Below are 20,275 nucleotides of genomic sequence, written 5' to 3' on the forward strand. Positions count from 1 at the left end.
CTTGCGCGGGAGACCGTCACGTCAGGCGGGGAACGTCAGGCGGGGCGCAGCAGCGTCAGCCGCGCCTTGCCGTGGACGCGCGTGGCGTCGACCTCGAAGCCCGGCAGTTGGACGACCTCCGCCTTCGCGGTCTCGAGGCTGATCCACGTCGCCGGGCTGATCCAGCCGAGCCGGGCGAGCTTGTCGAGCGCGACGAGGCCTGCCCCGGTGTCATAGGGCGGATCCATCAGGATGATGTCGAGCGGCGCGGGCGCGGGGCCCATCGCCATCACCGAGGTCGCGCGGACGTCGCCGCGAATGCCGAGCTTGGCGAGATTGGCCTTCAGCGCATCGAGCGCGGGCTTGTCCTGCTCGACGAACAGGCACGACCCCGCGCCGCGCGACAAGGCCTCGATCCCGAGCGCGCCCGAGCCCGCGAAGAGATCGGCGACCGCGAGCCCTTCGAAACTGCCGACCCGGCTGGTCAGCATCGAGAACAGCGCCTCGCGCATGCGATCGGCGGTCGGGCGGGTCGCGTCACCCTTGGGCGCGACGATCTGGCGACCGCGATACTGGCCTGCGATGATCCGCATCAGCGTTTACCTCCGCGTGGTGCGCGGGGCGGATGACCGCGCCCCCCTGATGGTCCCTTGCCGGGCGCGGGCGGACGACTGCCGCGCTCGGGACGCGGTGCGGCGTCGCGTGGCGGGCGGGGGTCCGCACCGGGGCGACCGGCGGCACTGCGTGCGGCACGCTTGTCGAGACCGGTCCGCGCGCGGGAGTCGTCCGTCTGAGGGCGGAAGCCGCGTTGCTGGTCCTGGCGCTGGTCCTGGCGCTGGGGCGAGTCGGGGCGGCGCGGAGCTGTCGTGCCCCCGCTACCACCGCCGCCGACGCGGGTCGGGGCGGCGCGGTCGCGGGGCGGCTTGGCGGCGCGGAAATGCTTGATCTTGGGGCTGGTGCTCAGCTCCTCGCCGCGGTCCGCACGCTCCTGGCGATAGGTCGGGCGACCGGTGCCCGCGCCGGTCGGCTGGGCGTGATGCGTCGCGGCCGCGCGATTGCCGCCGCGCGCATCGGGCTTGGCCCAGGGATCGGTGACGTCGCCGCGGACCATCGCCGCGGTCGGGCGGATGCGCTCGGGCCGGGCCGGGCGGGCCGGCCGCGCGGCGCGGTCGACCGGCGCTGCGCCGTTCGAGAAGCCCGAGCTTGCCGGCGCGGCATAGGGGCTGCGCGCGGGCTGGCGTGTGGCGGGCGCTGGCCGCGCCGAAGGGGCAGGGCGGGGGGCGTTGGCGCCACGCTGGGGCGACTTGGCGCCGATCCCTGCGCCCGCGCCGGCGCTGGCGCTGATGCCGATGTTCGGACGCGCGCCGGGACCCTCGGGCTTGCCGCGCGCGAGCTCCTTCTGGAAGGCGACCACGTCGTGCTGGAGCACTTCGCCGATCTGGCCGGGGGCGAGATCGCCGAGCACGAACGGGCCGTAGCGGGTACGGATCAGGCGCGAGACCTGGAGACCCAGATGTTCGAGCACGCGGCGGACTTCGCGGTTCTTGCCCTCGGTCAGGATCATCTCGATCCAGACGTTCGCGCCGGTGCGGCGTTCGATATTGGCGTTGATCGAGCCGTAGCGGACGCCCTCGATCTCGATCCCCTCGATCAGCTCCTCGAGCTGCGGCTGGGTGATGTTGCCATAGGCGCGCGCGCGATAGGCGCGTTCGACGCCGGTCGCGGGGAGTTCGAGCTGGCGCTTGAGACCACCGTCGGTGGTCATCAGCAACAGCCCTTCGGTGTTGAGATCGAGCCGGCCGACGGGGACGAGTCGCGGCAGTTCGCGCGGCAGGCGGTCGTAGATCGTCGTCCGGCCAGCGGGGTCACGCTCGGTGACGAGCAGACCGGTCGGCTTGTGGTAGAGGAACAGCCGCGCCGCGCTGGGCGCCTCGACCGGATCGCCGTCGACGGTGACGCCGGCAAGGTTGCGCAGGATCGTCGCCGGCGTGTCGAGCGTGCTGCCGTTGAGCGCGACGCGCCCCTCGGCGATCATCCGTTCGATGTCGCGGCGCGACGCGACGCCCGCGCGGGCGAGCAGTTTGGCGATGCGGTCGCCCTTGATGGGGGCTGCGGGGGCTGTTGCAGGCGCGTCGTTCGACGGGCTGGCAGTCGGGTTATCGTCTTTTGAAGTCGTCATGGCGCGGCTGATACTATGGATCGGGGTGCAGCGCGAAAATATTTGCGTCCCTTCGTGGTGCGGTGCGTTATGTCGCATGGGCGTAACGACCATTCGTTGCGCGAAGGGGCGTGATGTCGATGCTGTTCGGAAAGAAGAAGCGGCTGATCATCCGCTTGCTGGTTGTTGAGGACGAACCGCTGGTCGCGTTCGACACCGAATATTTCCTGACCGAATCGAAGTTCACCGTGGTCGCGACGGTCGACCGGGTCAGCGATGCACTGGCAGTGATCGAAAGCGAGTCCGCGATCGACCTGATCCTCGCCGATGTCAGCCTGAGCGACGGATCGGGGCTCGACGTCGCGCGGGCTGCGCTCGAGCGCGGGGTGCCGGTGCTGTTCGTCACGGGCAACTGCCCGGTCGAGGCGACGACGCTGGCCGCGGGCTGTCTCTCCAAACCCTATTCGCAGCGCGACCTGCTTGCTGCGATCGCCGCGATCGAGGCGCGGATGGCGGGGAGCGAACCCAAGAAGCTGCCTTCGGGCCTGCGGCTGTTCAGCGCGCCCGTCTGACGGCACGCGTTAAGCTTCGTCGCGACCGAGGCGACGCTGTGACGTCTTCCGCCTTTCCTCGCGTCGACAGCCCGCTATGGTCGCGCCATGTCCAGCACAGCCGTTCCGCGTCGATCCCTGCTCGCCACCATGGCCCCCTATCTGCGGCCCCGGCCGATCGCGGCGCTGCTGCTCGGGATATCGAGCGGCTTTCCGCTCGCGCTGTTGCTGGGGACGATGGGCTATTGGCTGTCGAAGGTCGGGATCGACAAGAAGACGATCGGCTTCGCGATCGGCCTGACGACCCCGTACACGCTGAAATTTCTCTGGGCGCCGTTCATCGACCGGTTCCAGATCCCGGTGCTGACGGCTTGGGTCGGACAGCGTCGCGCGTGGCTGTTCTTCGTCCAGGCGCTGCTGTTCGGCTCGGTCTGGATGCTGGGGTTCAGCGCGCCGCAGGAGCATCTCGGGGTGTTCGCCTTCTGGGCGATCGTGACCGCGTTCCTCGGCGCGACGCAGGATATCGTGATCGACGCCTACCGGATCGAGATCCTGCCCGAAGACGAATTGCCGCACGGGACCGCGAACAACCAGTTCGGCTACCGGCTCGGCAATCTGGCGGCAGGGGTCGGCACGATCGCGATCGCCTCGTCCGAAGGGCTCGGGCTCGGCTGGGCTATGGGCTATGGGCTGACCGCGTTCTGCGTCATTCCCGGCGCGCTCGCGGCGCTCTGGGCAGGCCGCGGACTGCATGACCGGGTGCTGGCATCACAGGATCAGGCGTCGCGCGGGCGCTGGCTCGAGGATACGATCATCGGGCCGTTCCGCGAGTTCTTCCAGCGTCGCGGCGCGGTGCTGATCCTGCTGTTCGTGCTGATCTACAAGCTGGGCGATGCGATGGGGCAGGGCATGCTGAACCCGATGATCGTCGAACTGGGGTTCAGCGACACCGAATTCATCGCGATCAACAAGCTGGTCGGGTTCTGGGGGCTGATCGTCGGGACCGCGCTGGGCGCGCCGTTCATGGCGTGGCTGGGCCTCGGCCGCGCGCTGTTCGTGTCGGGCATGCTGATGATGCTCAGCAACTTCATGTTCGTCATCCTCGCCTGGCACGGCCATTCGAACACCTGGCTGACGATCGCGGTCGCGACCGAACAGGTGACGAGCGGGATCGGGCTGACGGTGTTCGTCACTTATCTCTCGGGGCTGTCCAACCTCGCCTATACTGCCACGCAGTTCGCGCTGCTGTCGTCGTTCGCGGCGGTCGGGCGGACGTGGCTGGCGGCACCCGCAGGCTATGCCGCCAACGCGCTGGGCTGGCCCGGCTTCTGGATGCTGACGATGGTCGTCGCGGTGCCGGGGCTCGTGCTGCTGTGGATCCTGTGGCGTCAGGGGTTCGTCGTCGAAAGCGTGCGGCGCGACCCGGCGATCGCGGCTGGGGCGGACTGACCCCGGCGCGTGACCCGGCTCAGCCCGTAACCGGGCGCCCCTCGTCCGCGAAGGCGGCGGCGACTGCGGCGGCGCTGGTGAGGACGCCGTCGACGCGGCGGACGCCGAGCAGGTCGGTCATCAGCAGCCGCGCAGTGTCGGGCGCGGTCTCGACCCGCGCGAGGATCGAAAGCAATGCCGCCTCCGCGGGCGTCATCCGCGCGCAGCAGCAGGGCGCGATCGCGATCGTCCCCGCGGCGCTGCCCGCCAGATCGGCCATCAGCGCGCGCATCAGGATCAGCGGCCGGCGAAATCCCTGTCCGAAGGCGGTGAACAGCGTGTGCGCGGCGCGCGCGTCGCCAAGCCCGTTCGCACCCATCCGCCGCATCGCGAACAGCGCGATCCGCGCATTCTCGCACGACGGCAGCGGATGCGGCAGCACCGTCGTCATGCTGGCAAGCGTCGTGCCGGCAAAGCGGTTGGCATCGGTCATATACGCGACTCCGTGGTTACAAGACCAAGGTCGCTTGTTCGTTATTGATAGTCAATAGCAATAAGGGATCAGTGCGGCAGCTCATCGTTGCCTGCGAGCACTTCGCCCGCGAGATAGAGCGAACCGGCGATCAGCACGAACTGCGGCGCATCACCCCGCGCGGCGATGCGGTCGAGCGCCTCGGCGGGGGTCGCGGCGGTCTCCGCGCTGCACCCGGTGCGTTGGGCGATCGCCGCCAGCGCGTCGGGGGCGTGGTGCGCATGACCCGGGACGGGGAGCGCGACGACGTGGCCGACCTGCGGGGCGAGAATGTCGAGCACCGCCTCGGCATCCTTGTTGGCGAGCATGCCGAGCACGAGCGTCGCGGGACGCCCTGCCGCCAGCGTCCGCAGCACGCGCGCGACCGGCTGTGCGGCATTGGGATTGTGCGCGCCGTCGAGCCAAAGGTCGCTGCCCGCGGGCAGCCGCGCATGGAGCGGGCCATGGGACAGCCGCTGCATCCGCGCGGGCCAGTGCGCGGCGTCCGCGGCGGCGCGCATCGCCGCCTCTGGGATGGCGAGCGCCGACTGATGCCGCAGCATCGCGATCGCGAGCGCGAGGTTGCGCGACTGGTGCAGGCCGACCAGCCGCGGGCGGTTGGTGACGAGCGTACCGCCCGCATCGGTGTAGCGCATCGTCGTGCGCGTCGTCTCGCTCGTCCAGGCGGTACCGCGCGCGAGGACGGGGGCACCCGCTGCCTCGGCGATTCCGGCGATCCGGGCACGCAGCGGGCGGGCATAATCCATCGTCACGAGCGGGACGCCGCGCTTGGCAATACCCGCCTTCTCGCCCGCGATCGCCAGCAGCGTGTCGCCGAGAAACGCCTGATGGTCGATCCCGAGCGCGGCGATGCCGGTGACGACGGGGTTCGGGATGACGTTGGTCGCATCGAGCCGGCCGCCCAGCCCGACCTCGACGATCGTCGCCGCGGCGGGCGTCCGCGCGAAGGCGAGGAACGCGGCGGCGGTGGTGACCTCGAAGAAGCTCGCCTGCAGGTCCGCGGCGTGGTCGAGCACCTCGGACAGCAGCGCGGCGAGCGCGTCGTCGTCGATCAGCCGGCCGGCGAGGCGGACGCGTTCGTTGAAGCGGACGAGGTGCGGGCTCGAATAGACATGGACGGCGAGCCCCGCCGCCTCGATCGCGGCGCGCAGGAACGCGCAGGTCGATCCCTTGCCGTTGGTGCCCGCGACATGGAACACGGGCGGCAGCGACCGATGCGGGTCGCCGAGCCGCGCCAGCAGCGCGGTGATGCGCTCGAGGCCGAGAATGTCCGCGCCGGGGGACAGCGCCGTCAGCCGGTCGAGTTGCGCCTGTACCGCAGGCGATAAGGACGTCGCGTGGTCGGGCATTCTGTTTCCTTCTCCCTCTCCCCTGCGGGGAGAGGGACGGGGTGAGGGGCAGCCAAGCAGTGCTGCGTCTGGAACTGCCCCTCACCCCAGCCCTCTCCCCGCAGGGGAGAGGGGGCAGAGGTCACGCCGCTTCGCGGGCGCTCAGATAGCCGATGACGGTGCCGAGCTGTTCGCGCAGGTCTTTCCGGTGGACGACCATGTCGATCATCCCGTGTTCGAGATAATATTCCGACGTCTGGAAATCCTCGGGCAGCTTCTCGCGGATCGTGCTCTCGATCACGCGGCGGCCGGTGAAGGCCAAAGTCGCCTTGGGTTCGGCGATCTGGACGTCGCCGAGCATCGCATAGGCCGCCATCACGCCGCCCGACGTCGGATCGGTCAGCACGACGATATAGGGCAGGCCGGCGTCGTGAAGCATCTGGATCGCGACGGTGCTGCGCGGCATCTGCATCAGGCTGAGAATGCCCTCCTGCATGCGTGCGCCGCCCGACGCGGTGAAGATCACATAGGGCACGCGATCCTCGATCGCCGCCTCGACACCGCGGACGAAGGCTTCGCCGACCGCGAGGCCCATCGACCCGCCCATGAAGCCGAAATCCTGCACGCCGACGACGACGCGGTGGCCGTCGATCGCGCCGCGGGCATTGACGAGCGCGTCACGCTCGCTGTTGTCGGTGCGCGCCGCCTTGAGGCGATCGGTGTAGCGCTTCTGGTCGCGGAACTTGAGCGGATCCTCGGGCACCGGCGGCGCGGGCAGCTCGCTGCAGCTGCCTTCGTCGAACAGCTGTGCGAAGCGGATCTTCGGCCCGATGCGGTCGTGATGGTCGCATTTCGGGCAGACGTGGAGATTTTCCTCCAGCTCCTTGGTGAAGACCATCTGCCCGCAGCCCTTGCACTTGTGCCAGAGATTTTCGGGCGTCTCGCGCTTGGCAACGAACGGCAGGACGTTGCGGACGCTGTTGAGCCAGCTCATGCGCCGATCTCCATGCGAATTTCCTTTCGAGCCGACGCGACGGCATTGGCGAGAGACGTGATATAGGCGCGGACGGGCTCCGCCGCAGCGGTGCCGTGCTGGGCGACCAGCTCGACGATCGCCGAGCCGACCACGACGCCGTCGGCGACGCGCGCGACGTTCGCCGCCTGCTCGGGGGTGCGGATGCCGAAGCCGACCGCGACCGGGATGTCGGTCTGCGCCTTCAGCCGCGCGACCGCGTCCTCGATCGAGGATTGCTGCGCCTGTTGCAGCCCGGTGATGCCCGCGACCGAGACGTAATAGAGAAACCCGCTCGCGCCATCGAGCACGGTCGGCAGCCGGGCCGCGTCGGTGGTCGGGGTGGCGAGGCGGATCAGGTCGATCCCGGCGGCGCGCAGCTGCGGCCCGAGCGCATCATCCTCCTCGGGTGGCACATCGACGCAGATCACGCCGTCGACGCCCGCCGCCGCCGCGGCCTGCGCGAACCAGTCCGCCCCGCGCCGCAGCATCGGGTTGCCATAGCCCATCAGCACCAGCGGCGTCTCGGGATGGCGCGCGCGGAAGGCGGTGGCGATCGCGAGGATGTCCGCGGTGCGCGTCCCCTGCGCGAGGCTGCGGATATTGGCGGCCTGGATCGCGGGGCCGTCGGCCATCGGATCGGTGAACGGCATGCCGAGCTCGATCGCATCCGCGCCGCCCGCGACGAGCGCGTCGAGGATCGCCGGCGTCGCGGCGGTCGAGGGATCGCCCGCGGTGACGAACGCGACGAGCGCGGCGCGGTTCTCGGCCGCGGTGCGCGCGAAGGTGGCGGCGAGGCGGCTCAAATCGCCACCCCGAGCGCTTCGGCGACGGTGAAGATGTCCTTGTCGCCGCGGCCGCACAGGTTCGCGAGGATGATCTGGTCCTGCCGCATCGTGCGCGCCTTCTTGGTCACTGTGGCGATGGCATGCGATGGTTCGAGCGCGGGGATGATGCCCTCGGTCCGGCAGAGCAGCTGGAACGCGTCGAGCGCTTCCTGATCGGTCGCGCTGTCATAGTCGACGCGGCCGATGTCGCGCAGCCAGGCATGCTCGGGGCCGATGCCCGGATAGTCAAGCCCGGCCGAGATCGAATGCGCCTCGGTTATCTGGCCGTCCTCGTCCTGCAGCAGATAGGTCTTGTTGCCGTGGAGCACGCCGGGGAAGCCGCCCGCGAGGCTCGCCGCATGCTGGTTGTCGAGCCCGTGGCCCGCCGCCTCGACGCCGAGCATCGCGACATCGGCATCGTCGAGGAACGGGTGGAACAGCCCGATCGCGTTCGATCCGCCACCGATCGCGGCGACGAGCAGGTCGGGCAGGCGGCCGACGCGGTCGAGCATCTGCGCGCGCGCCTCGGTCCCGATCACCGACTGGAAATCGCGGACCATCTCGGGATAGGGGTGCGGGCCGGCGGCGGTGCCGATGATGTAGAAGGTGTCGTGGACGTTCGCGACCCAGTCGCGCATCCCCTCGTTCATCGCGTCCTTCAGCGTGTGCGCGCCCGAGGTCACCGGGCGGACTTCCGCGCCGAGCAGCTTCATGCGGAACACGTTGGGCGCCTGACGCTCGACGTCCTTGGCACCCATGTAGATCACGCAAGGGAGGCCGAAGCGCGCGCAGACGGTCGCGGTCGCGACGCCGTGCTGACCCGCGCCGGTCTCGGCGATGATCCGCGTCTTGCCCATCCGGATCGCGAGCAGGATCTGGCCGATGCAGTTGTTGATCTTGTGCGCGCCGGTGTGATTAAGCTCGTCGCGCTTGAACCAGATCTGCGCACCCATGCCGGGTTCTGCGGATTCGCGCAGCGCCTCGGTCAGGCGTTCGGCGTAATAGAGCGGGCTCGGGCGGCCGACATAATGTTCGAGCAGGTCGTCGAACTGCGCCTTGAACGCAGGGTCGGCCTTGGCGGCGCGATACGCCTCGTCGAGTTCGAGGACGAGCGGCATCAGCGTCTCGGCGACGTAACGGCCGCCGAAATCGCCGAAATGGCCGCGTTCGTCGGGCTGGGCGCGGTAGGAATTGGGAGCGTTCATGCGGAGCGCTTTAGCATTTCGGAAAACGCTGTCACCCCTAGCGTTTCCGATACGCACCACCCCGGCGAAGGCCGGGGCCCAGTCGGGAAGGTCGTGGTGACGGGCAGGACCCGGCAATGCACCGTCCCCAGCTGGGCCCCGGCCTTCGTCGGGGTGGTGCTAGAGCGCAGCGACCGCCTTCAGAAACGCCGCGATCCTGGCTTCGTCCTTTGTGCCGGGTTCGCTCTCCACCCCCGAGGACACGTCGACCAACTCGGCGCCGGTGCGTCGGATCGCCTCGGCGACATTCGCCGGGTCGAGCCCACCCGACAGCGCCCAGCGCAGCGGATGCCGGAACCCGTCGAGCAGGTCCCAGTCGAAGCGCAGTCCCATCCCACCGGGCAGCGCGGCCGAATCGGGGGTTTTCGCGTCGTAGAGGATACGATCGGCGACACCGACGAACGCGTGCGCGCCGTCGAGATCGCCGCGCGTGCGCACCGCGACGGCGACCCATAGCTCGATCCCGAACCGCGCGCGGATCGCCGCCGCGCGTGCGGGCGTCACCTTGTGGAGCTGCAGCACGTCGAGCGCCGCGGAGGCGATCGCCTGTTCGAGCATCTCGTCCTCGGGATCGACGAACACGCCGACCCTGGCGACATGGCCGGGCACGCGCGCGGCGAGTTCGGCGGCCTTGTCGAAGGTCACGTGGCGCGGCGAGGCGGGGAAGAAGACGAAGCCGACATGGCTCGCCCCGTGCCGGATCGCGGCGTCGAGCGTCGCGGGGGTCGAAAGGCCGCAGATCTTGGCGGTAGTCATGGTGTTCCTTAGATCCCGGCGGCCTGTGCATTCCCACATTCTCCGTCAGGATGACGGGGGTAGCACGTCGGGATGACGGTGGACGGTGGGGGTCAGAGCGTCGCGGCGATCGCGCGGGCGGCGGTGTCGGGGTCTTCGGCCTGGGTAATCGGGCGACCGACCACGAGGATCGAGGCGCCGGCGTCGAGGGCCGCGCGCGGGGTGACGACGCGCTTCTGATCGCCGACATGGCCGTCGGGCAGGCGGACACCGGGCACGACGAAGAACCCCTTGGGCCAGATCGCTTTGGCCGCAGCGACTTCGGCGCCCGAGCAGACGATGCCGTCCACCCCGGAGTCGCGCGCGAGTTCGGTCAGCCGTGCAACATGGTCATGCGCGCTGCCGGTGATCCCGGTGGCGGTGAGATCGGATGCATCGAGGCTGGTAAGCATCGTCACCGCGATCACCTTGGTCCCGACCGGCGCGGCGGCCTTCGCATCCTCGAGCATCGCGCGACCGCCGCTGGCATGGACGGTCAGGATCGCGGGGGCGAGCCCGCCGAGCGCCTGCACCGCCTTGGCGACGGTATTGGGAATGTCGTGGAGCTTGAGGTCGAGGAAGATCGGCAGCTCGAACTCGGCCATCGCATGCACGCCGGGCTGGCCGTGCGCGCAGAAGAATTCGAGGCCGAGCTTGATCCCGCCGACATGGTGGCGGACGCGCCCGGCGATCGCCTTGGCGCGGGCCAGATCGGGGGTGTCGATCGCGACATAGATCGGGCTGCTCATCATGCGACTCCCGGCGGGACCGCGGTCGGCGCGGCGGCGGGCGGGATGGCGGACGCGATGGCCGGTTCCTCAGGGTAGGACGGAGTCGGATAGGAAGGGGTAGGGTAGCCCACCGGCGGCACGGGATGCGCGGCGCGGAGGTCGAGGATCGTCCGCTCCGCAGTCGCGAGCCGCTGACGCAGGCGCCAGCGCATCGCGAGATTGTAGAGCAAGGTCGGCAGGAACCCGATCAGGAACGTGACCAGCAACAGCATCGGCAGATTCACGTCGGCGATCAGGCCGCCCCAGAGCCGGATCGGCACGGTCGCCCAGTTGGCGATGGTGAAGACTGCGGCGATGAACGCCAGCAGGCACCAGAACAGGATCTTCAGGAACTGCATGACTTATCCCCTTGCATCCGCCCGGGGGTAAAGCCGCCGTCCGCTTTTGGCCAGCCTTGCGCCAACTTAACCCTGTTCCGGACCGGGCCGGCGGTTACGGGCGGTGCGTTTCAGCCGATCTCGCGGCGCAGATCCGCGAACAGGCCGGGCACAGCGGTCAGCCGTTCCTCCTCCTCGTCGAGAATGGCGAGAAACGCGGCGCGCTTGATCGCGGCGACGCGGCCGGGCTTCATCCGCACCGACGGGGGCAGCGTCGAGACGGTGATGTCGATCATCCGTTCGGCACCGTGCAGCCGGCCCCAGAGATAGTCGTTCTCGCGGTAGGCGCGGCTGAAGAACGCGCCGAAGCTGTTGAACTGGATCCCTTTCAGCGTCGCCTCCGCCCCGCCCGAGCGAATCGCGACCGCGTCGTCGGGGGCGATCCGGTCGACCTTGATGGGATCGAATTCGTCGAGCCCCTCACCCTGCAGCAGCGGCAGCGTCGCGGTGTCAAAATAGGGGAAGCCGAGATAGGCGAGCAGCATCGAGCGGCGCACCGGCCGGTCGAGCGCGACGAACGCCTCCGCGAGCCGTACATCGGTCTCGGCGTCGCGGCGGTTGAGGTCGAGCGAGGCGGCCAGCGCGTCGAGCAGCGGCGTCGCGTCGTCGCGCAGCGTGCGGACCTCGCGGCGCAGCGCGGCATGCGCATCGGTGCGCTGGCATTCGAGATAGTCCGACAGCGACGCATAGATCGCGTCGCGGATCGGCGCGAGCGCGACCTCCTCGACCTCGGCTTCGAGCACCGTCAGGCGGCGTGCCATCAGGCGCAGCCGGCGGATCCGGAAGCCGAGATCGAAGCGTCGCAGGAACGCGATCGTCGCGGGGCTCGCGCCGCCGCCATGCGCCGCGCCGATCTCCTCGGCGCCGCTCGCCGTCACCGCGGTCGCGATCGCCGCGCGGATCCGGTTCCAGCGCTGCGGCCCGGGTTCGCCGCCAGCGTGGAACAGCAGCGAGGTCAGCGTCTCGACCACGCCCGCGACCTTCAGATGGCCATAGGCGGCATAGCCATAGCCCGCGCTGCTTGCCGCCGCCTTTTGCGCACGCGCACGCCAGTTGGCGAGCCGCGCCGCGGTCGGGCTGTTGAGGAACAGCGTGTGCCCGAACAGCTGCTCGACCTCCGCCTCGACATCGGGGCGGATCGCATCGATGATCGCGCGCATCCGGTCGATCTGCGCCGAGCGCGCGGCGATCGCGTCGAGATTGTCGCGGATCGGCTGCTGGCGCGGCAATTCGCTGATCGCCCCGATGATCGTCTGGAAGAAGCCCGGCGTGCCATTCTGTGGCGGAAGGCGGAACTTCATCCCCGGCGACGGATCGATATAGACGAAGCGGCGGTCGATCTGGCGGCGCGCGGGGCGTTCCTTCAGCGCGTCGATCGCGGGGCGGAACGGCGCGTTGGCGAGCACCGACCCGTCGATCAGCACGACCTGATCCGCGCCGTTGGTCGCCGATTGGCGGGGCAGGATGCGCTTCAGGAAAGCATCGCGCGACGCCCAGGACGTCTTGCGATCGGCGAGCACGCCATCGAGCTCGGCGACCATGAACGGCGGGAACGCACCCGGAAAGCTCGACGTCGCGCGTGCGGCAAAGGCGAGTTCGGGGATGTCCGCAAGGCTGTCGGTCGGCTCGCCATGATCGGAAAAGTCGACGACGACGCGGTGCTCGGTCTCGACCACCTCGGGGGGTGAATTCAACTTCAGCCGTTCGGGATGGCCGGTGAAATCGGTCACCGTCACGAACAGGTCGAGCGGCTGGCCCGGCGGCAACAGCCGCGGCCCGCGCTTGCTGGCGGCCATCGCGTCGAACGCGTCGAGCAGCAGCCCGGTAAAGGTCGCGCCGCCGAACGGAGGCTCGAACCAGCGCGAGCGGACGAAATGCGACAGCTTGGCCTTCACCTCCTCGCGCGTCGTGTCGTCGAGCGTCTGGACCTTGTCCGCGCTGCGCCCCGCCGCCATCCAGGCGAGCGGCAGGGCCCAGGCCTTCGAGAAGCGCGAATGCGGCGCGGCATGGGGATCGATCAGCGCCTCGACATCGGCCGAGCTCAGCCAGAGATCGGTGAGCGGATCGAGGCTCTGCCCGGTCGCGATCGCCTGGGCGAGGAAGATGCCGTTGATCCCGCCCGCGCTGGCACCGGCAATGATGTCGGCGAGCACGCGGACCTTGAGCGCACCCTGCGCCTCGATCTCGTCGAGCAGGTCGCGGTACACCGCCTGACTGCCGGTCCCGCGGTCGCCACCGGCATGATGGCCGTGGCTGGCGCGGACGAGATGCCAGATCTCCTTGGTGATGCCGTGCATGTAGACGGCCAAGCTGATCCCGCCATAGCAGACCAGTGCGAGGCGGAGTTCCTTCTCGCGCACCTGCTCAGCCCCCGACCGGGCAATGATGATAGCTGACGGGAACGGTCCGCGTCATGCGGGTTCCAGCGTTGCCCAGATCGGCAGGTGATCCGATGCCTTGCGCGCCGCGGCGCTGCTGTGCACGCCGCAGCTGGCGATGCGCAGGTCGCGCGACGCCATGATCCGGTCGAGCCGGGCGATCGCGCGGCGCGAATGGAAGCTCGCGCCGGTATCGGCGAACGCGAAGTCGCGGCCGAAGTCGCGCAGGCAGCCCGAGCCTGCGCTCCATTCGTTGAGGTCGCCCATCAGCACGGTAGGGTGGCGGGTCGCGCAGGCGTCGACATGCGCGAGCACCGCGGCCGCCTGACGCCGTCGCCACAGCCCCGACAGGTCGAGATGCATGCCGACGACGCGGATCATCCCGCCCGTGGTCCGCACGTCCGCCATCACCGCGCCGCGCGGCTCGAGCGAGGGGAGGTGGATCGCCTCGCTGTCGACGATCACCGCGGATTTGCGCACCAGCACGACATTGCCGTGCCACCCCATGCTGAGCGCGCTGAGGCTGACGGGGATCGGCTTCCAGTCGCTATGCTCCTCGAGCAGGTGATAGGGCAGCACGCAGGCGCGTGTGCCGAACCGCCGATCCGCCTCCTGCAGCGCGATGACGTCGGCGTCGATCTCGCGCAGCACCTCGACCACGCGTTCGGGGTTCCGGCGGCGGTCGAGACCGATGCCCTTGTGGATATTATAGCTGGCGACCTTGATCATGTGCGCGGGCTTAACGCGGGATGGCGGGTGCGGGTTGCCGCGGGTTCTGCCGATTGCCCCGGCCTGCGCCGTGCATGATGGACGGACCGGCACCGCGCGGCGGCGGAGCGATGGATTGGAATGCCGCAATCTCCTTGCGCGTAACAATAGCACCGGGATGCGCGCGAAACAGGACAAAAACTGCTTGCGCGATCGATTCAATTGGGGTGTCATGGGGTCATAACAAAACGCAGGGACGAACGATAACGAGCTGGTGCGGGCAACGCGCCGGTCGCCGGGGGAGTGTGCCGCGGATCCGAGCCAACAGGACGGACGACGCGAAGGTGAGCGACTTTCCAGGGGACGCGCGGTCGAGGCCGCGCAAACGGGGCGGACTCACAGATGATCACGCGGCGATCGATCCTACAGCATATCGGCATGGCGGGCGGTGCGGCCGCGACCTTCGGGGCGATGGAGGCGCTTGGTATCGCGGGCAATGTCGCGGCGGCGGCGCCGATGCCCGATCTGCCCGCGGGCTTTGGCAAGGGGCGGTCGGTGATCGTGCTGGGGGCGGGGATCGCCGGGCTGGTCGCCGCCTATGAACTGCAGCAGGCGGGGTTCGACGTCACCGTGCTCGAGGCGCGCGACCGGGTCGGCGGGCGCAACTGGACGGTGCGCGACGGCGACCGGATCGTGATGGACGGCGAGGCGGACCAGGTCGCGCGCTTCTCCGACGGCGCCTATTTCAACGCCGGGCCGGCGCGGCTGCCGAGCTTCCACCACCGCATCCTCGGCTATTGCGGCAAGCTCGGCGTTCCGCTCGAGGTCGAGATCAATTCGAGCCGCAGCGCCTTCCTGATGGGGCAGAAGGGCGACAAGGTGCGGATGCGCACCGCGATCAACGACACGCGCGGGCATGTCGCCGAACTGCTGATGAAGGCGGTGAACCAGGGCGCGCTCGACCAGAGCCTGAGCGCGGCGGACAAGCAGGCGCTGCTGCCGTTCCTCAAGACGTACGGCGATCTCGACGCGACGGGGCATTTCGCAGGGACGTTGCGATCGGGGTTCCAGGCGTTTCCCGATGCGGGCGTCGGCGTCTTCGCACGACCGCCCGCGCCGATGCCGCTCGACCGGCTGCTCGCCAACGAACAGCTGCCGGCGATGCTGTTCGAGGACAATGTCTATATGCAGGCGACGATGTTCCAGCCGGTCGGCGGGATGGACCGGATCCCCGCGGGGTTCGAGCGCGCGCTGACCCGCAAGGTGGTGCGCGGCGCGGACGTGACGCGGATTCGCAACCGCCCCGATGGCGTCGAGATCGCCTGGCGCGATACCAAGACGGGCGCGGGCCGGATCGCGCGCGCCGATTTCTCGGTCTGCACGATTCCCTTTCCGGTGCTCGCCAAGGTCGACTGCGACTTCGCCAAGCCCGTCGCGCAGGCGATTGCGGGCGTGGTGTACGACCATTCAAACAAGGTCGCGTTCGATTCGCCGCGCTTCTGGGAACAGGACCAGATCTATGGCGGCATCTCGTTCGTTGGCGGTGACACGTCGCTGATCTGGTATCCGAGCGCGGGGCTGTTCAGTCCGCGCGGGATGCTGCTGGCCTGCTATACCTCGGGCGAGCGGGCGGAGGGCTTTGCGAAGCTGCCGATCGCCGACCAGGTCGAGCGTGCGCGCGCGGCGGTCGAGCGGCTCCACCCGGGGCATGGCAAGGACCTGGTCAACGGCGTCGCGGTCAACTGGAACAAGATCCCGTACAGCCTGGGGCCATGGCCGAACTGGTTCGTCGGGATGGCGGGACATCAGGAGGGTGATATCGATACCGAAGGCTATCGTCTGTTGTGCCAGCCCGCGGGCCGCACCGTCTTTGCCAGCGCCGCGCTGAGCCAGACGCCGGGATGGCAGGAGGGCGCGGTCCAGTCCGCGCACCACGCGATCGCCGCGATTGCGGGGTTGCAGCGCGCCGATCTGGGCGCGCGGCCGGACCGGGTGGCGGCGTGATCGGCATGGTAATGAGCGGGACGACGACGGGCGGGGTGACGATCCGGGCGGCACGGCGCGAGGACATCCCCGCGCTGGAGCAGCTGATCGCGACGTCGGCGGCGACGTTGGGGCAGGGCTTCTACGCCCCCGACGCGCTGGCGAGTGCGATCCGGACGATCTTCGGGGTCGATACCGATCTGGTCGACGACGGCAGCTATCTGGTCGCGGAGATCGACGGCGCGCTGGCGGGGTGCGGGGGGTGGAGCCGCTTCGCCACTTTGTTCGGCGGCGATCGCTATGCCGACCGGTCCGCCGCGCTGCTGGTACCGGGGCAGGATGCGGCGCGGATCCGTGCGATGTTCACCGCCCCCGGCTTTGCGCGGCGCGGCGTGGGATCGGCGATCATGGCGGCGAGCGAGGCGGCCGCGCGGAAGGCGGGCTTCGACAAGCTTGCGCTGATGGCGACGCTGTCTGGGGTTCCCTTCTACGAGAGCCACGGCTTCGTCGCGGAGCCCGGGATCACCGTCGACGCGGACGGGATCGCGGTTCCGTTCGTACCGATGACCAAGGCGCTTCACACGCCCGACGCGTCCTGACGCGCGGGACCACCGAAATTTTGGGAGAGACGACCATGCCAGTGCGACCGATCGTGAACCGCGTCTCGCGCAGACTGACCCGTGCCGGTCTGGGGGTGAGCATCGCCGCGGCGGCGATGCTTGCGACGCCCATGCTCGCGACGCCGGCCTCCGCGCAGATCGTCCGCCACGCCAATCCGGGGCCGGGGCCGTCGCTGATCCTGCAGAGCGTGACGATCCCCGCGGGCGCGGAGACGCTGGTTCTGTCGGGGCAGCTCGCCGCGCCGATCGATCCGTCGAAACCGGTTACCGGGGTCGACTCGTTCGGTGACACCAGGACTCAGACGGTCAGCGTCTTCACGAAGATCAAGGCGATCCTGGCCGAGCATGGTTATACGATGGCCGACGTCTACAAGCTGACGGTGTTCGTTACCGCCGACCCGAAGCGCGGCGACGGCAAGATGGACTTTGCCGGCATGAACGACGGCTTCAAGCAGTTCTTCGGGAGCGCGGACAACCCCAATACGGTCGCGCGGTCGACGGTGCAGGTCGCGGCGCTCGCAGGCCCCAATTACCTCGTCGAGATCGAGGCGACTGCGGCGCGGATGCCGCGTCGCTGAGGCGGCGGGGCGGCGGTCAGCTGTCGCCCCGCGCGCCCGACGGCAGCATCCGGTTGCCGATACGGTCGACAAACTGATGCTTCAGCGCGGCGCCGACATGCAGGACGAGCAGCGCACAGGTCAGCCAGACGAGCAGGCCGTGCGCCTCCTCGAACCCCTCATGCGCAGCGCGCGGCAGACCGGGGATGAACGGCCAGCTCAAGCCGCCGATCAGCGAGGTGGTGCTGCTGGTCAGCGCGGGCTTGCCCGTCGACAGATACATCCACCCGGTCGCGGGCAGGCCGATCAGGATGATGTAGAACAGCGCGTGGTTGGCGCGGGCGAGCACGCGTTCCCAGGTCTGGAGCGCAGCGGGGAAGGGCGGCGGCGGATTGGCGATCCGCCAGATCAGCCGGGCGATGCTGAGCAGCAGGATCGTGAAGCCGAGCGTCTTGTGCCAGTCGAACCAGCCGCTGCGCAGGTCGCCGCGCGGCATGTCGGCAAAGGTCCAGCCGACATAGAGCTGGATGAAGACCAGCGCTGCGATGATCCAGTGGAACGCGATCGCGCCCAAATTGTAGCGCCGTGCGCCATCGCGTCGTGCCGTCATCTGCTGTCTCCCCGGTCGCCCGGTTCTACGCCGCGCCGCCATCGGCGTACAGTGTTCATCCCGCCTGCACCGGGGCCGGTCTAGGTAGATACCCGCATGGGAACGCGCAGGCGGCCGCCCTAGGCTCGGCTGATGAACCTCTTCGTCCAGCTCGCGGTGGCGACGGGCATGGTGCTGGCCACCATCCTGGTCCATCTTGCCGGGCTTGCAGGGCTGTTGCTGGTGATCCGGCGGCAGGGGCGCAGGACCGGGGTGCGGCGGCGCTGGCATGACGTGATCGGCATCGTCGGCGCCGCGACCGCGCTGTTCGTGGTCCACGGGATCGAGATCTGGGCCTATGCGCTGCTGTACAGCGCGACGGGCGCGCTCGCCGATTTCGGCACCGCGCTGTATTTCTCGACCTCGACCTATACGACGATCGGGTATGGCGACGTGCTGCTCGGGGAATCGTGGCGGATCGTCGGCGCGATCGAGGGCGCCAATGGCGTGATTCTGCTCGGCTGGTCGACCGCTTTCTTCGTCGCGATGGTCGCGCGCATCACGATCGTCGAGCGCGAGTTCACCGAGCGGCCCGCGACCCCGCGCCCCGCGGCGGATCCGTATAAACCGCAATAACGCGCGCCCGCCGGGCAGCCTAGCAATAGCGCTGTATCCAACCCGAAAGGCGTCCGATGAAAAACATTCTGGTGCTGGCGCATGACGACGAGGGCCAGGAGGCCCGGCTCCAGGCCGCGCTCGATCTCGGGCGCGCGCTGACGGGGCATATCACCTGTCTCGACGTGACCTATATCCCGCCGATCCTGGGCAACGACTATAGCGAGGCCGGCTATGCGATGGCGGCGGTGCTGGCCGATGAAACGACGCGCGAGTCGCCAACAAGGTGACGCTCGAGGCACGGTTCGCGCGCGAGGATGTCGCGTGGAACTGGGTCGACGCGACCGGGGAGGCGGCGGCGTGCATCGTCCGCGCCGCCGCGCTCGCCGATGTCATCGTCCTCAACCGTCGGCTCGAAAACCCGTCGGTGATCGACATGCGCCGCACCGCAAGCGAGCTGATCGTCAAGTCGGGCAAGCCGGTGCTCGCGGTGCCGGGCGAGTCCCGTGGGATCGACCTTGCGACTGCACTGGTCGCGTGGGACGGGTCGCCCTGCGCCGCGGCGGCGCTGCGCGCGGCGGTGCCGATGCTCAGGCTCGCGGACCAGGTCACGCTGTTCTCGGTCGACGACGGGGCGATGGCGTCGCCGATCGAGGACGCCGCCACCTATCTGTCGCGCTACGACATCCACCCCGTCATCCGCCGGATCGAGGTCCAGCCCGGCGGCGCGCCCAAACAGCTGCTCGCCGCCGCCGCGAGCGGGCAATACGGCTATGTCGTGATGGGCGGGTTCGGGCATCTGCGCTTTACCGAGGCGCTGTTCGGCGGGGTGACGCGGACCATGCTGACCAGCAGCCCGATCCCCGTCTTCCTGGCGCACTAAAGGAGCGGGGTCAGAGCGCCCCGGTCAGCAGCAGCTTGCGGACGTCGTCCTGCACCTGGTTGGCGGCGCCCAGCCGCTCGATCAGCTGCGCAGGGCGGCTGCCGCGCAGGCCCGCGACGGTCAGTTCGCCGTCACGGACATAGGTGTAGACGCCGCTGACCGCGAACGCCGCGACATGGCCGATATGCGCCTTCTGCCCGTCGATCGTGGCGGTGAAGCGGTCCGAGGCGAAGAATCGACGGCGGGTCATCGGCGTCTCGAAGGCGAATTCGAGGATCGCGACCTGTTGACGCTCGGGGGGCACGGTGTGCGCGACGTCGGGCGCGGGCGGCGCGGGGTCCGCATTGTCGTAGCGCTCGGGCAGATGCAGCCGCAGCTTCAGCACCGCGGGGTCGGCGGCGAGCGTCTGCGCGAACTGCGTCATGAAGTCCGCAAACCCGGCGGCATCGGTGTCGCCGATCCCGAAATGAACGTGGAGCCGATCAATGCTCTCCCCGCCATTGGGCACCGGGTTGGCGATCCGGTCGACCAGCGTCCGTGACCCCTGCGGCAGTGCATAGGCGACGGTCGCGGCGAACATGTTCTGTTCGTCGGCGAACAGGATCGGGCAGGCGGCGTTGAAAATCTCCTGCTCCGCGGCGCTGGCAAAGCCGATCTCGACCCCGCCATCGAGCACATAGTCGTCGAACGGCGCGATCCCGTCGATCGCCGGCCAGAGATGCGCGTCCTGCGCGCGATCGAGATGCATCTGGACGTACCAGCCGAGCCCGGGAATGCGCGAGCAGAGCGGTCCGTGAACGTCGCGCCAATAGGTCGCGAAGACCTCATGCGGGACCTGCGGACGGCGCAGCACCGTCGTGAAGGTGTTGATCGCGATCCGCGAATCGCGCGCGGAATAGTCGGTCGTGACGCTGGGGTCTGACATGAAAGGATCTTTGTTC

22 protein-coding genes are annotated in these 20,275 nt (G+C 69.2%); 8 read left to right on the plus strand and 14 right to left on the minus strand.

Features of this window, described 5'->3' with window-relative positions; genetic code table 11:
• Positions 1 to 35 precede the first annotated feature (35 nt).
• Together rsmD and IFS44_RS09985 are read right to left on the minus strand one after the other, a co-directional pair.
• Positions 36 to 572 (minus strand): 16S rRNA (guanine(966)-N(2))-methyltransferase RsmD, encoded by a 537-nt coding sequence (rsmD, locus tag IFS44_RS09980; protein ID WP_192098335.1) that lies wholly within the window; start codon positions 570 to 572, stop codon positions 36 to 38.
• Positions 572 to 2,158: a pseudouridine synthase gene (locus IFS44_RS09985; RefSeq protein ID WP_192098336.1), complete on the minus strand. Its 1,587-nt coding sequence runs from the start codon at positions 2,156 to 2,158 to the stop codon at positions 572 to 574. Before IFS44_RS09985 ends, rsmD begins: the two co-directional genes overlap by 1 nt.
• 119 nt (positions 2,159 to 2,277) lie before the next feature.
• Here IFS44_RS09985 and IFS44_RS09990 point away from each other — a divergent pair, with 119 nt between their 5' ends.
• Together IFS44_RS09990 and IFS44_RS09995 are read left to right on the plus strand one after the other, a co-directional pair.
• On the plus strand, positions 2,278 to 2,709 hold the full coding sequence (locus IFS44_RS09990; RefSeq protein ID WP_107932863.1) for a response regulator: 432 nt from the start codon (positions 2,278 to 2,280) through the stop codon (positions 2,707 to 2,709).
• A gap of 87 nt (positions 2,710 to 2,796) precedes the next feature.
• A complete protein-coding gene (locus IFS44_RS09995; RefSeq protein ID WP_107932501.1) occupies positions 2,797 to 4,137 on the plus strand; it encodes an AmpG family muropeptide MFS transporter in 1,341 nt (446 codons plus the stop codon).
• A gap of 19 nt (positions 4,138 to 4,156) precedes the next feature.
• Here the strand turns inward: IFS44_RS09995 and IFS44_RS10000 are convergent, their stop codons facing one another.
• From IFS44_RS10000 to IFS44_RS10045, 10 genes are all read right to left on the minus strand, one after another.
• On the minus strand, positions 4,157 to 4,609 hold the full coding sequence (locus IFS44_RS10000; protein WP_159511048.1) for a DUF6628 family protein: 453 nt from the start codon (positions 4,607 to 4,609) through the stop codon (positions 4,157 to 4,159).
• A gap of 68 nt (positions 4,610 to 4,677) precedes the next feature.
• Positions 4,678 to 5,997, minus strand: coding sequence for a bifunctional folylpolyglutamate synthase/dihydrofolate synthase (locus IFS44_RS10005; protein ID WP_192098337.1), 1,320 nt, complete (start codon positions 5,995 to 5,997; stop codon positions 4,678 to 4,680).
• A 121-nt stretch (positions 5,998 to 6,118) separates the two neighbouring features.
• Positions 6,119 to 6,970, minus strand: coding sequence for an acetyl-CoA carboxylase, carboxyltransferase subunit beta (gene accD / locus IFS44_RS10010; RefSeq protein ID WP_031395022.1), 852 nt, complete (start codon positions 6,968 to 6,970; stop codon positions 6,119 to 6,121).
• Positions 6,967 to 7,794, minus strand: coding sequence for a tryptophan synthase subunit alpha (gene trpA, locus IFS44_RS10015; RefSeq protein ID WP_192098338.1), 828 nt, complete (start codon positions 7,792 to 7,794; stop codon positions 6,967 to 6,969). Before trpA ends, accD begins: the two co-directional genes overlap by 4 nt.
• Complete coding sequence (gene trpB, locus IFS44_RS10020) at positions 7,791 to 9,020, minus strand: tryptophan synthase subunit beta (RefSeq protein ID WP_192098339.1); 1,230 nt, start codon at positions 9,018 to 9,020, stop codon at positions 7,791 to 7,793. The genes trpA and trpB overlap by 4 nt, the downstream gene beginning before the upstream one ends.
• A gap of 159 nt (positions 9,021 to 9,179) precedes the next feature.
• Positions 9,180 to 9,815, minus strand: coding sequence for a phosphoribosylanthranilate isomerase (locus IFS44_RS10025; protein WP_031393718.1), 636 nt, complete (start codon positions 9,813 to 9,815; stop codon positions 9,180 to 9,182).
• Positions 9,816 to 9,907: 92 nt separating this feature from the next.
• Positions 9,908 to 10,582: an orotidine-5'-phosphate decarboxylase gene (gene pyrF / locus IFS44_RS10030; RefSeq protein ID WP_031441226.1), complete on the minus strand. Its 675-nt coding sequence runs from the start codon at positions 10,580 to 10,582 to the stop codon at positions 9,908 to 9,910.
• On the minus strand, positions 10,582 to 10,962 hold the full coding sequence (locus IFS44_RS10035; RefSeq protein WP_192098340.1) for a LapA family protein: 381 nt from the start codon (positions 10,960 to 10,962) through the stop codon (positions 10,582 to 10,584). Before IFS44_RS10035 ends, pyrF begins: the two co-directional genes overlap by 1 nt.
• Positions 10,963 to 11,072: 110 nt before the next feature.
• On the minus strand, positions 11,073 to 13,361 hold the full coding sequence (locus tag IFS44_RS10040) for a patatin-like protein (protein ID WP_192098341.1): 2,289 nt from the start codon (positions 13,359 to 13,361) through the stop codon (positions 11,073 to 11,075).
• A gap of 51 nt (positions 13,362 to 13,412) precedes the next feature.
• Positions 13,413 to 14,108, minus strand: a complete 696-nt coding sequence (locus IFS44_RS10045; RefSeq protein ID WP_031441229.1) for an endonuclease/exonuclease/phosphatase family protein — start codon at positions 14,106 to 14,108, stop codon at positions 13,413 to 13,415.
• A 381-nt stretch (positions 14,109 to 14,489) separates the two neighbouring features.
• Between IFS44_RS10045 and IFS44_RS10050 the strand changes: the two genes are divergently transcribed.
• The 3 genes from IFS44_RS10050 to IFS44_RS10060 are packed head-to-tail and all read left to right on the plus strand — an operon-like array spanning position 14,490 to position 17,268.
• The gene (locus IFS44_RS10050; RefSeq protein WP_274604226.1) at positions 14,490 to 16,091 is read left to right on the plus strand and encodes a flavin monoamine oxidase family protein; all 1,602 of its coding nucleotides are present in this window, start codon (positions 14,490 to 14,492) and stop codon (positions 16,089 to 16,091) included.
• Between the two features lie 5 nt (positions 16,092 to 16,096).
• On the plus strand, positions 16,097 to 16,669 hold the full coding sequence (locus tag IFS44_RS10055) for a GNAT family N-acetyltransferase (protein ID WP_244650175.1): 573 nt from the start codon (positions 16,097 to 16,099) through the stop codon (positions 16,667 to 16,669).
• A 35-nt stretch (positions 16,670 to 16,704) separates the two neighbouring features.
• Complete coding sequence (locus IFS44_RS10060) at positions 16,705 to 17,268, plus strand: RidA family protein (protein WP_192098342.1); 564 nt, start codon at positions 16,705 to 16,707, stop codon at positions 17,266 to 17,268.
• Positions 17,269 to 17,284: 16 nt separating this feature from the next.
• On the opposite strand, the gene IFS44_RS10065 is transcribed toward IFS44_RS10060, so the two are convergent.
• Positions 17,285 to 17,857 carry a cytochrome b gene (locus IFS44_RS10065; RefSeq protein WP_192098343.1) on the minus strand — a complete coding sequence of 191 codons (573 nt, stop codon included), beginning with the start codon at positions 17,855 to 17,857 and terminating at the stop codon, positions 17,285 to 17,287.
• Positions 17,858 to 17,989: 132 nt separating this feature from the next.
• On the opposite strand from IFS44_RS10065, the gene IFS44_RS10070 reads away from it, so the two are divergent.
• From IFS44_RS10070 to IFS44_RS10075, 3 genes are read left to right on the plus strand one after another with little or no spacing between them, the layout of a single operon-like run.
• Positions 17,990 to 18,472, plus strand: a complete 483-nt coding sequence (locus IFS44_RS10070; RefSeq protein ID WP_192098344.1) for a potassium channel family protein — start codon at positions 17,990 to 17,992, stop codon at positions 18,470 to 18,472.
• A 56-nt stretch (positions 18,473 to 18,528) separates the two neighbouring features.
• Entirely contained in the window at positions 18,529 to 18,741 is a 213-nt protein-coding gene (locus tag IFS44_RS22225) for a hypothetical protein (RefSeq protein WP_244650132.1), read from the plus strand.
• A complete protein-coding gene (locus tag IFS44_RS10075) occupies positions 18,738 to 19,334 on the plus strand; it encodes a universal stress protein (protein WP_244650134.1) in 597 nt (198 codons plus the stop codon). Before IFS44_RS22225 ends, IFS44_RS10075 begins: the two co-directional genes overlap by 4 nt.
• 10 nt (positions 19,335 to 19,344) lie before the next feature.
• Here IFS44_RS10075 and IFS44_RS10080 read toward each other — a convergent pair whose 3' ends face one another.
• Positions 19,345 to 20,259: a hypothetical protein gene (locus IFS44_RS10080; RefSeq protein WP_192098345.1), complete on the minus strand. Its 915-nt coding sequence runs from the start codon at positions 20,257 to 20,259 to the stop codon at positions 19,345 to 19,347.
• Positions 20,260 to 20,275: the final 16 nt, after the last annotated feature.

The sequence above is a fragment of the Sphingomonas sp. CFBP 13706 genome (assembly GCF_014842355.1).
Lineage (GTDB): Bacteria > Pseudomonadota > Alphaproteobacteria > Sphingomonadales > Sphingomonadaceae > Sphingomonas > Sphingomonas aerolata.

Bases quoted from the DNA above. Each gene is read 5' to 3' on its own strand.
- rsmD (WP_192098335.1), bottom strand. From the start codon at position 572: ATGCGGATCATCGCAGGCCAGTATCGCGGTCGCCAGATCGTCGCGCCC.
- IFS44_RS09985 (WP_192098336.1), bottom strand. From the start codon at position 2,158: ATGACGACTTCAAAAGACGATAACCCGACTGCCAGCCCGTCGAACGAC.
- IFS44_RS09990 (WP_107932863.1), top strand. From the start codon at position 2,278: ATGCTGTTCGGAAAGAAGAAGCGGCTGATCATCCGCTTGCTGGTTGTT.
- IFS44_RS09995 (WP_107932501.1), top strand. From the start codon at position 2,797: ATGTCCAGCACAGCCGTTCCGCGTCGATCCCTGCTCGCCACCATGGCC.
- IFS44_RS10000 (WP_159511048.1), bottom strand. From the start codon at position 4,609: ATGACCGATGCCAACCGCTTTGCCGGCACGACGCTTGCCAGCATGACG.
- IFS44_RS10005 (WP_192098337.1), bottom strand. From the start codon at position 5,997: ATGCCCGACCACGCGACGTCCTTATCGCCTGCGGTACAGGCGCAACTC.
- accD (WP_031395022.1), bottom strand. From the start codon at position 6,970: ATGAGCTGGCTCAACAGCGTCCGCAACGTCCTGCCGTTCGTTGCCAAG.
- trpB (WP_192098339.1), bottom strand. From the start codon at position 9,020: ATGAACGCTCCCAATTCCTACCGCGCCCAGCCCGACGAACGCGGCCAT.
- IFS44_RS10025 (WP_031393718.1), bottom strand. From the start codon at position 9,815: ATGACTACCGCCAAGATCTGCGGCCTTTCGACCCCCGCGACGCTCGAC.
- pyrF (WP_031441226.1), bottom strand. From the start codon at position 10,582: ATGAGCAGCCCGATCTATGTCGCGATCGACACCCCCGATCTGGCCCGC.
- IFS44_RS10035 (WP_192098340.1), bottom strand. From the start codon at position 10,962: ATGCAGTTCCTGAAGATCCTGTTCTGGTGCCTGCTGGCGTTCATCGCC.
- IFS44_RS10045 (WP_031441229.1), bottom strand. From the start codon at position 14,108: ATGATCAAGGTCGCCAGCTATAATATCCACAAGGGCATCGGTCTCGAC.
- IFS44_RS10050 (WP_274604226.1), top strand. From the start codon at position 14,490: ATGATCACGCGGCGATCGATCCTACAGCATATCGGCATGGCGGGCGGT.
- IFS44_RS10055 (WP_244650175.1), top strand. From the start codon at position 16,097: ATGGTAATGAGCGGGACGACGACGGGCGGGGTGACGATCCGGGCGGCA.
- IFS44_RS10060 (WP_192098342.1), top strand. From the start codon at position 16,705: ATGCCAGTGCGACCGATCGTGAACCGCGTCTCGCGCAGACTGACCCGT.
- IFS44_RS10065 (WP_192098343.1), bottom strand. From the start codon at position 17,857: ATGACGGCACGACGCGATGGCGCACGGCGCTACAATTTGGGCGCGATC.
- IFS44_RS10070 (WP_192098344.1), top strand. From the start codon at position 17,990: ATGAACCTCTTCGTCCAGCTCGCGGTGGCGACGGGCATGGTGCTGGCC.
- IFS44_RS22225 (WP_244650132.1), top strand. From the start codon at position 18,529: ATGAAAAACATTCTGGTGCTGGCGCATGACGACGAGGGCCAGGAGGCC.
- IFS44_RS10080 (WP_192098345.1), bottom strand. From the start codon at position 20,259: ATGTCAGACCCCAGCGTCACGACCGACTATTCCGCGCGCGATTCGCGG.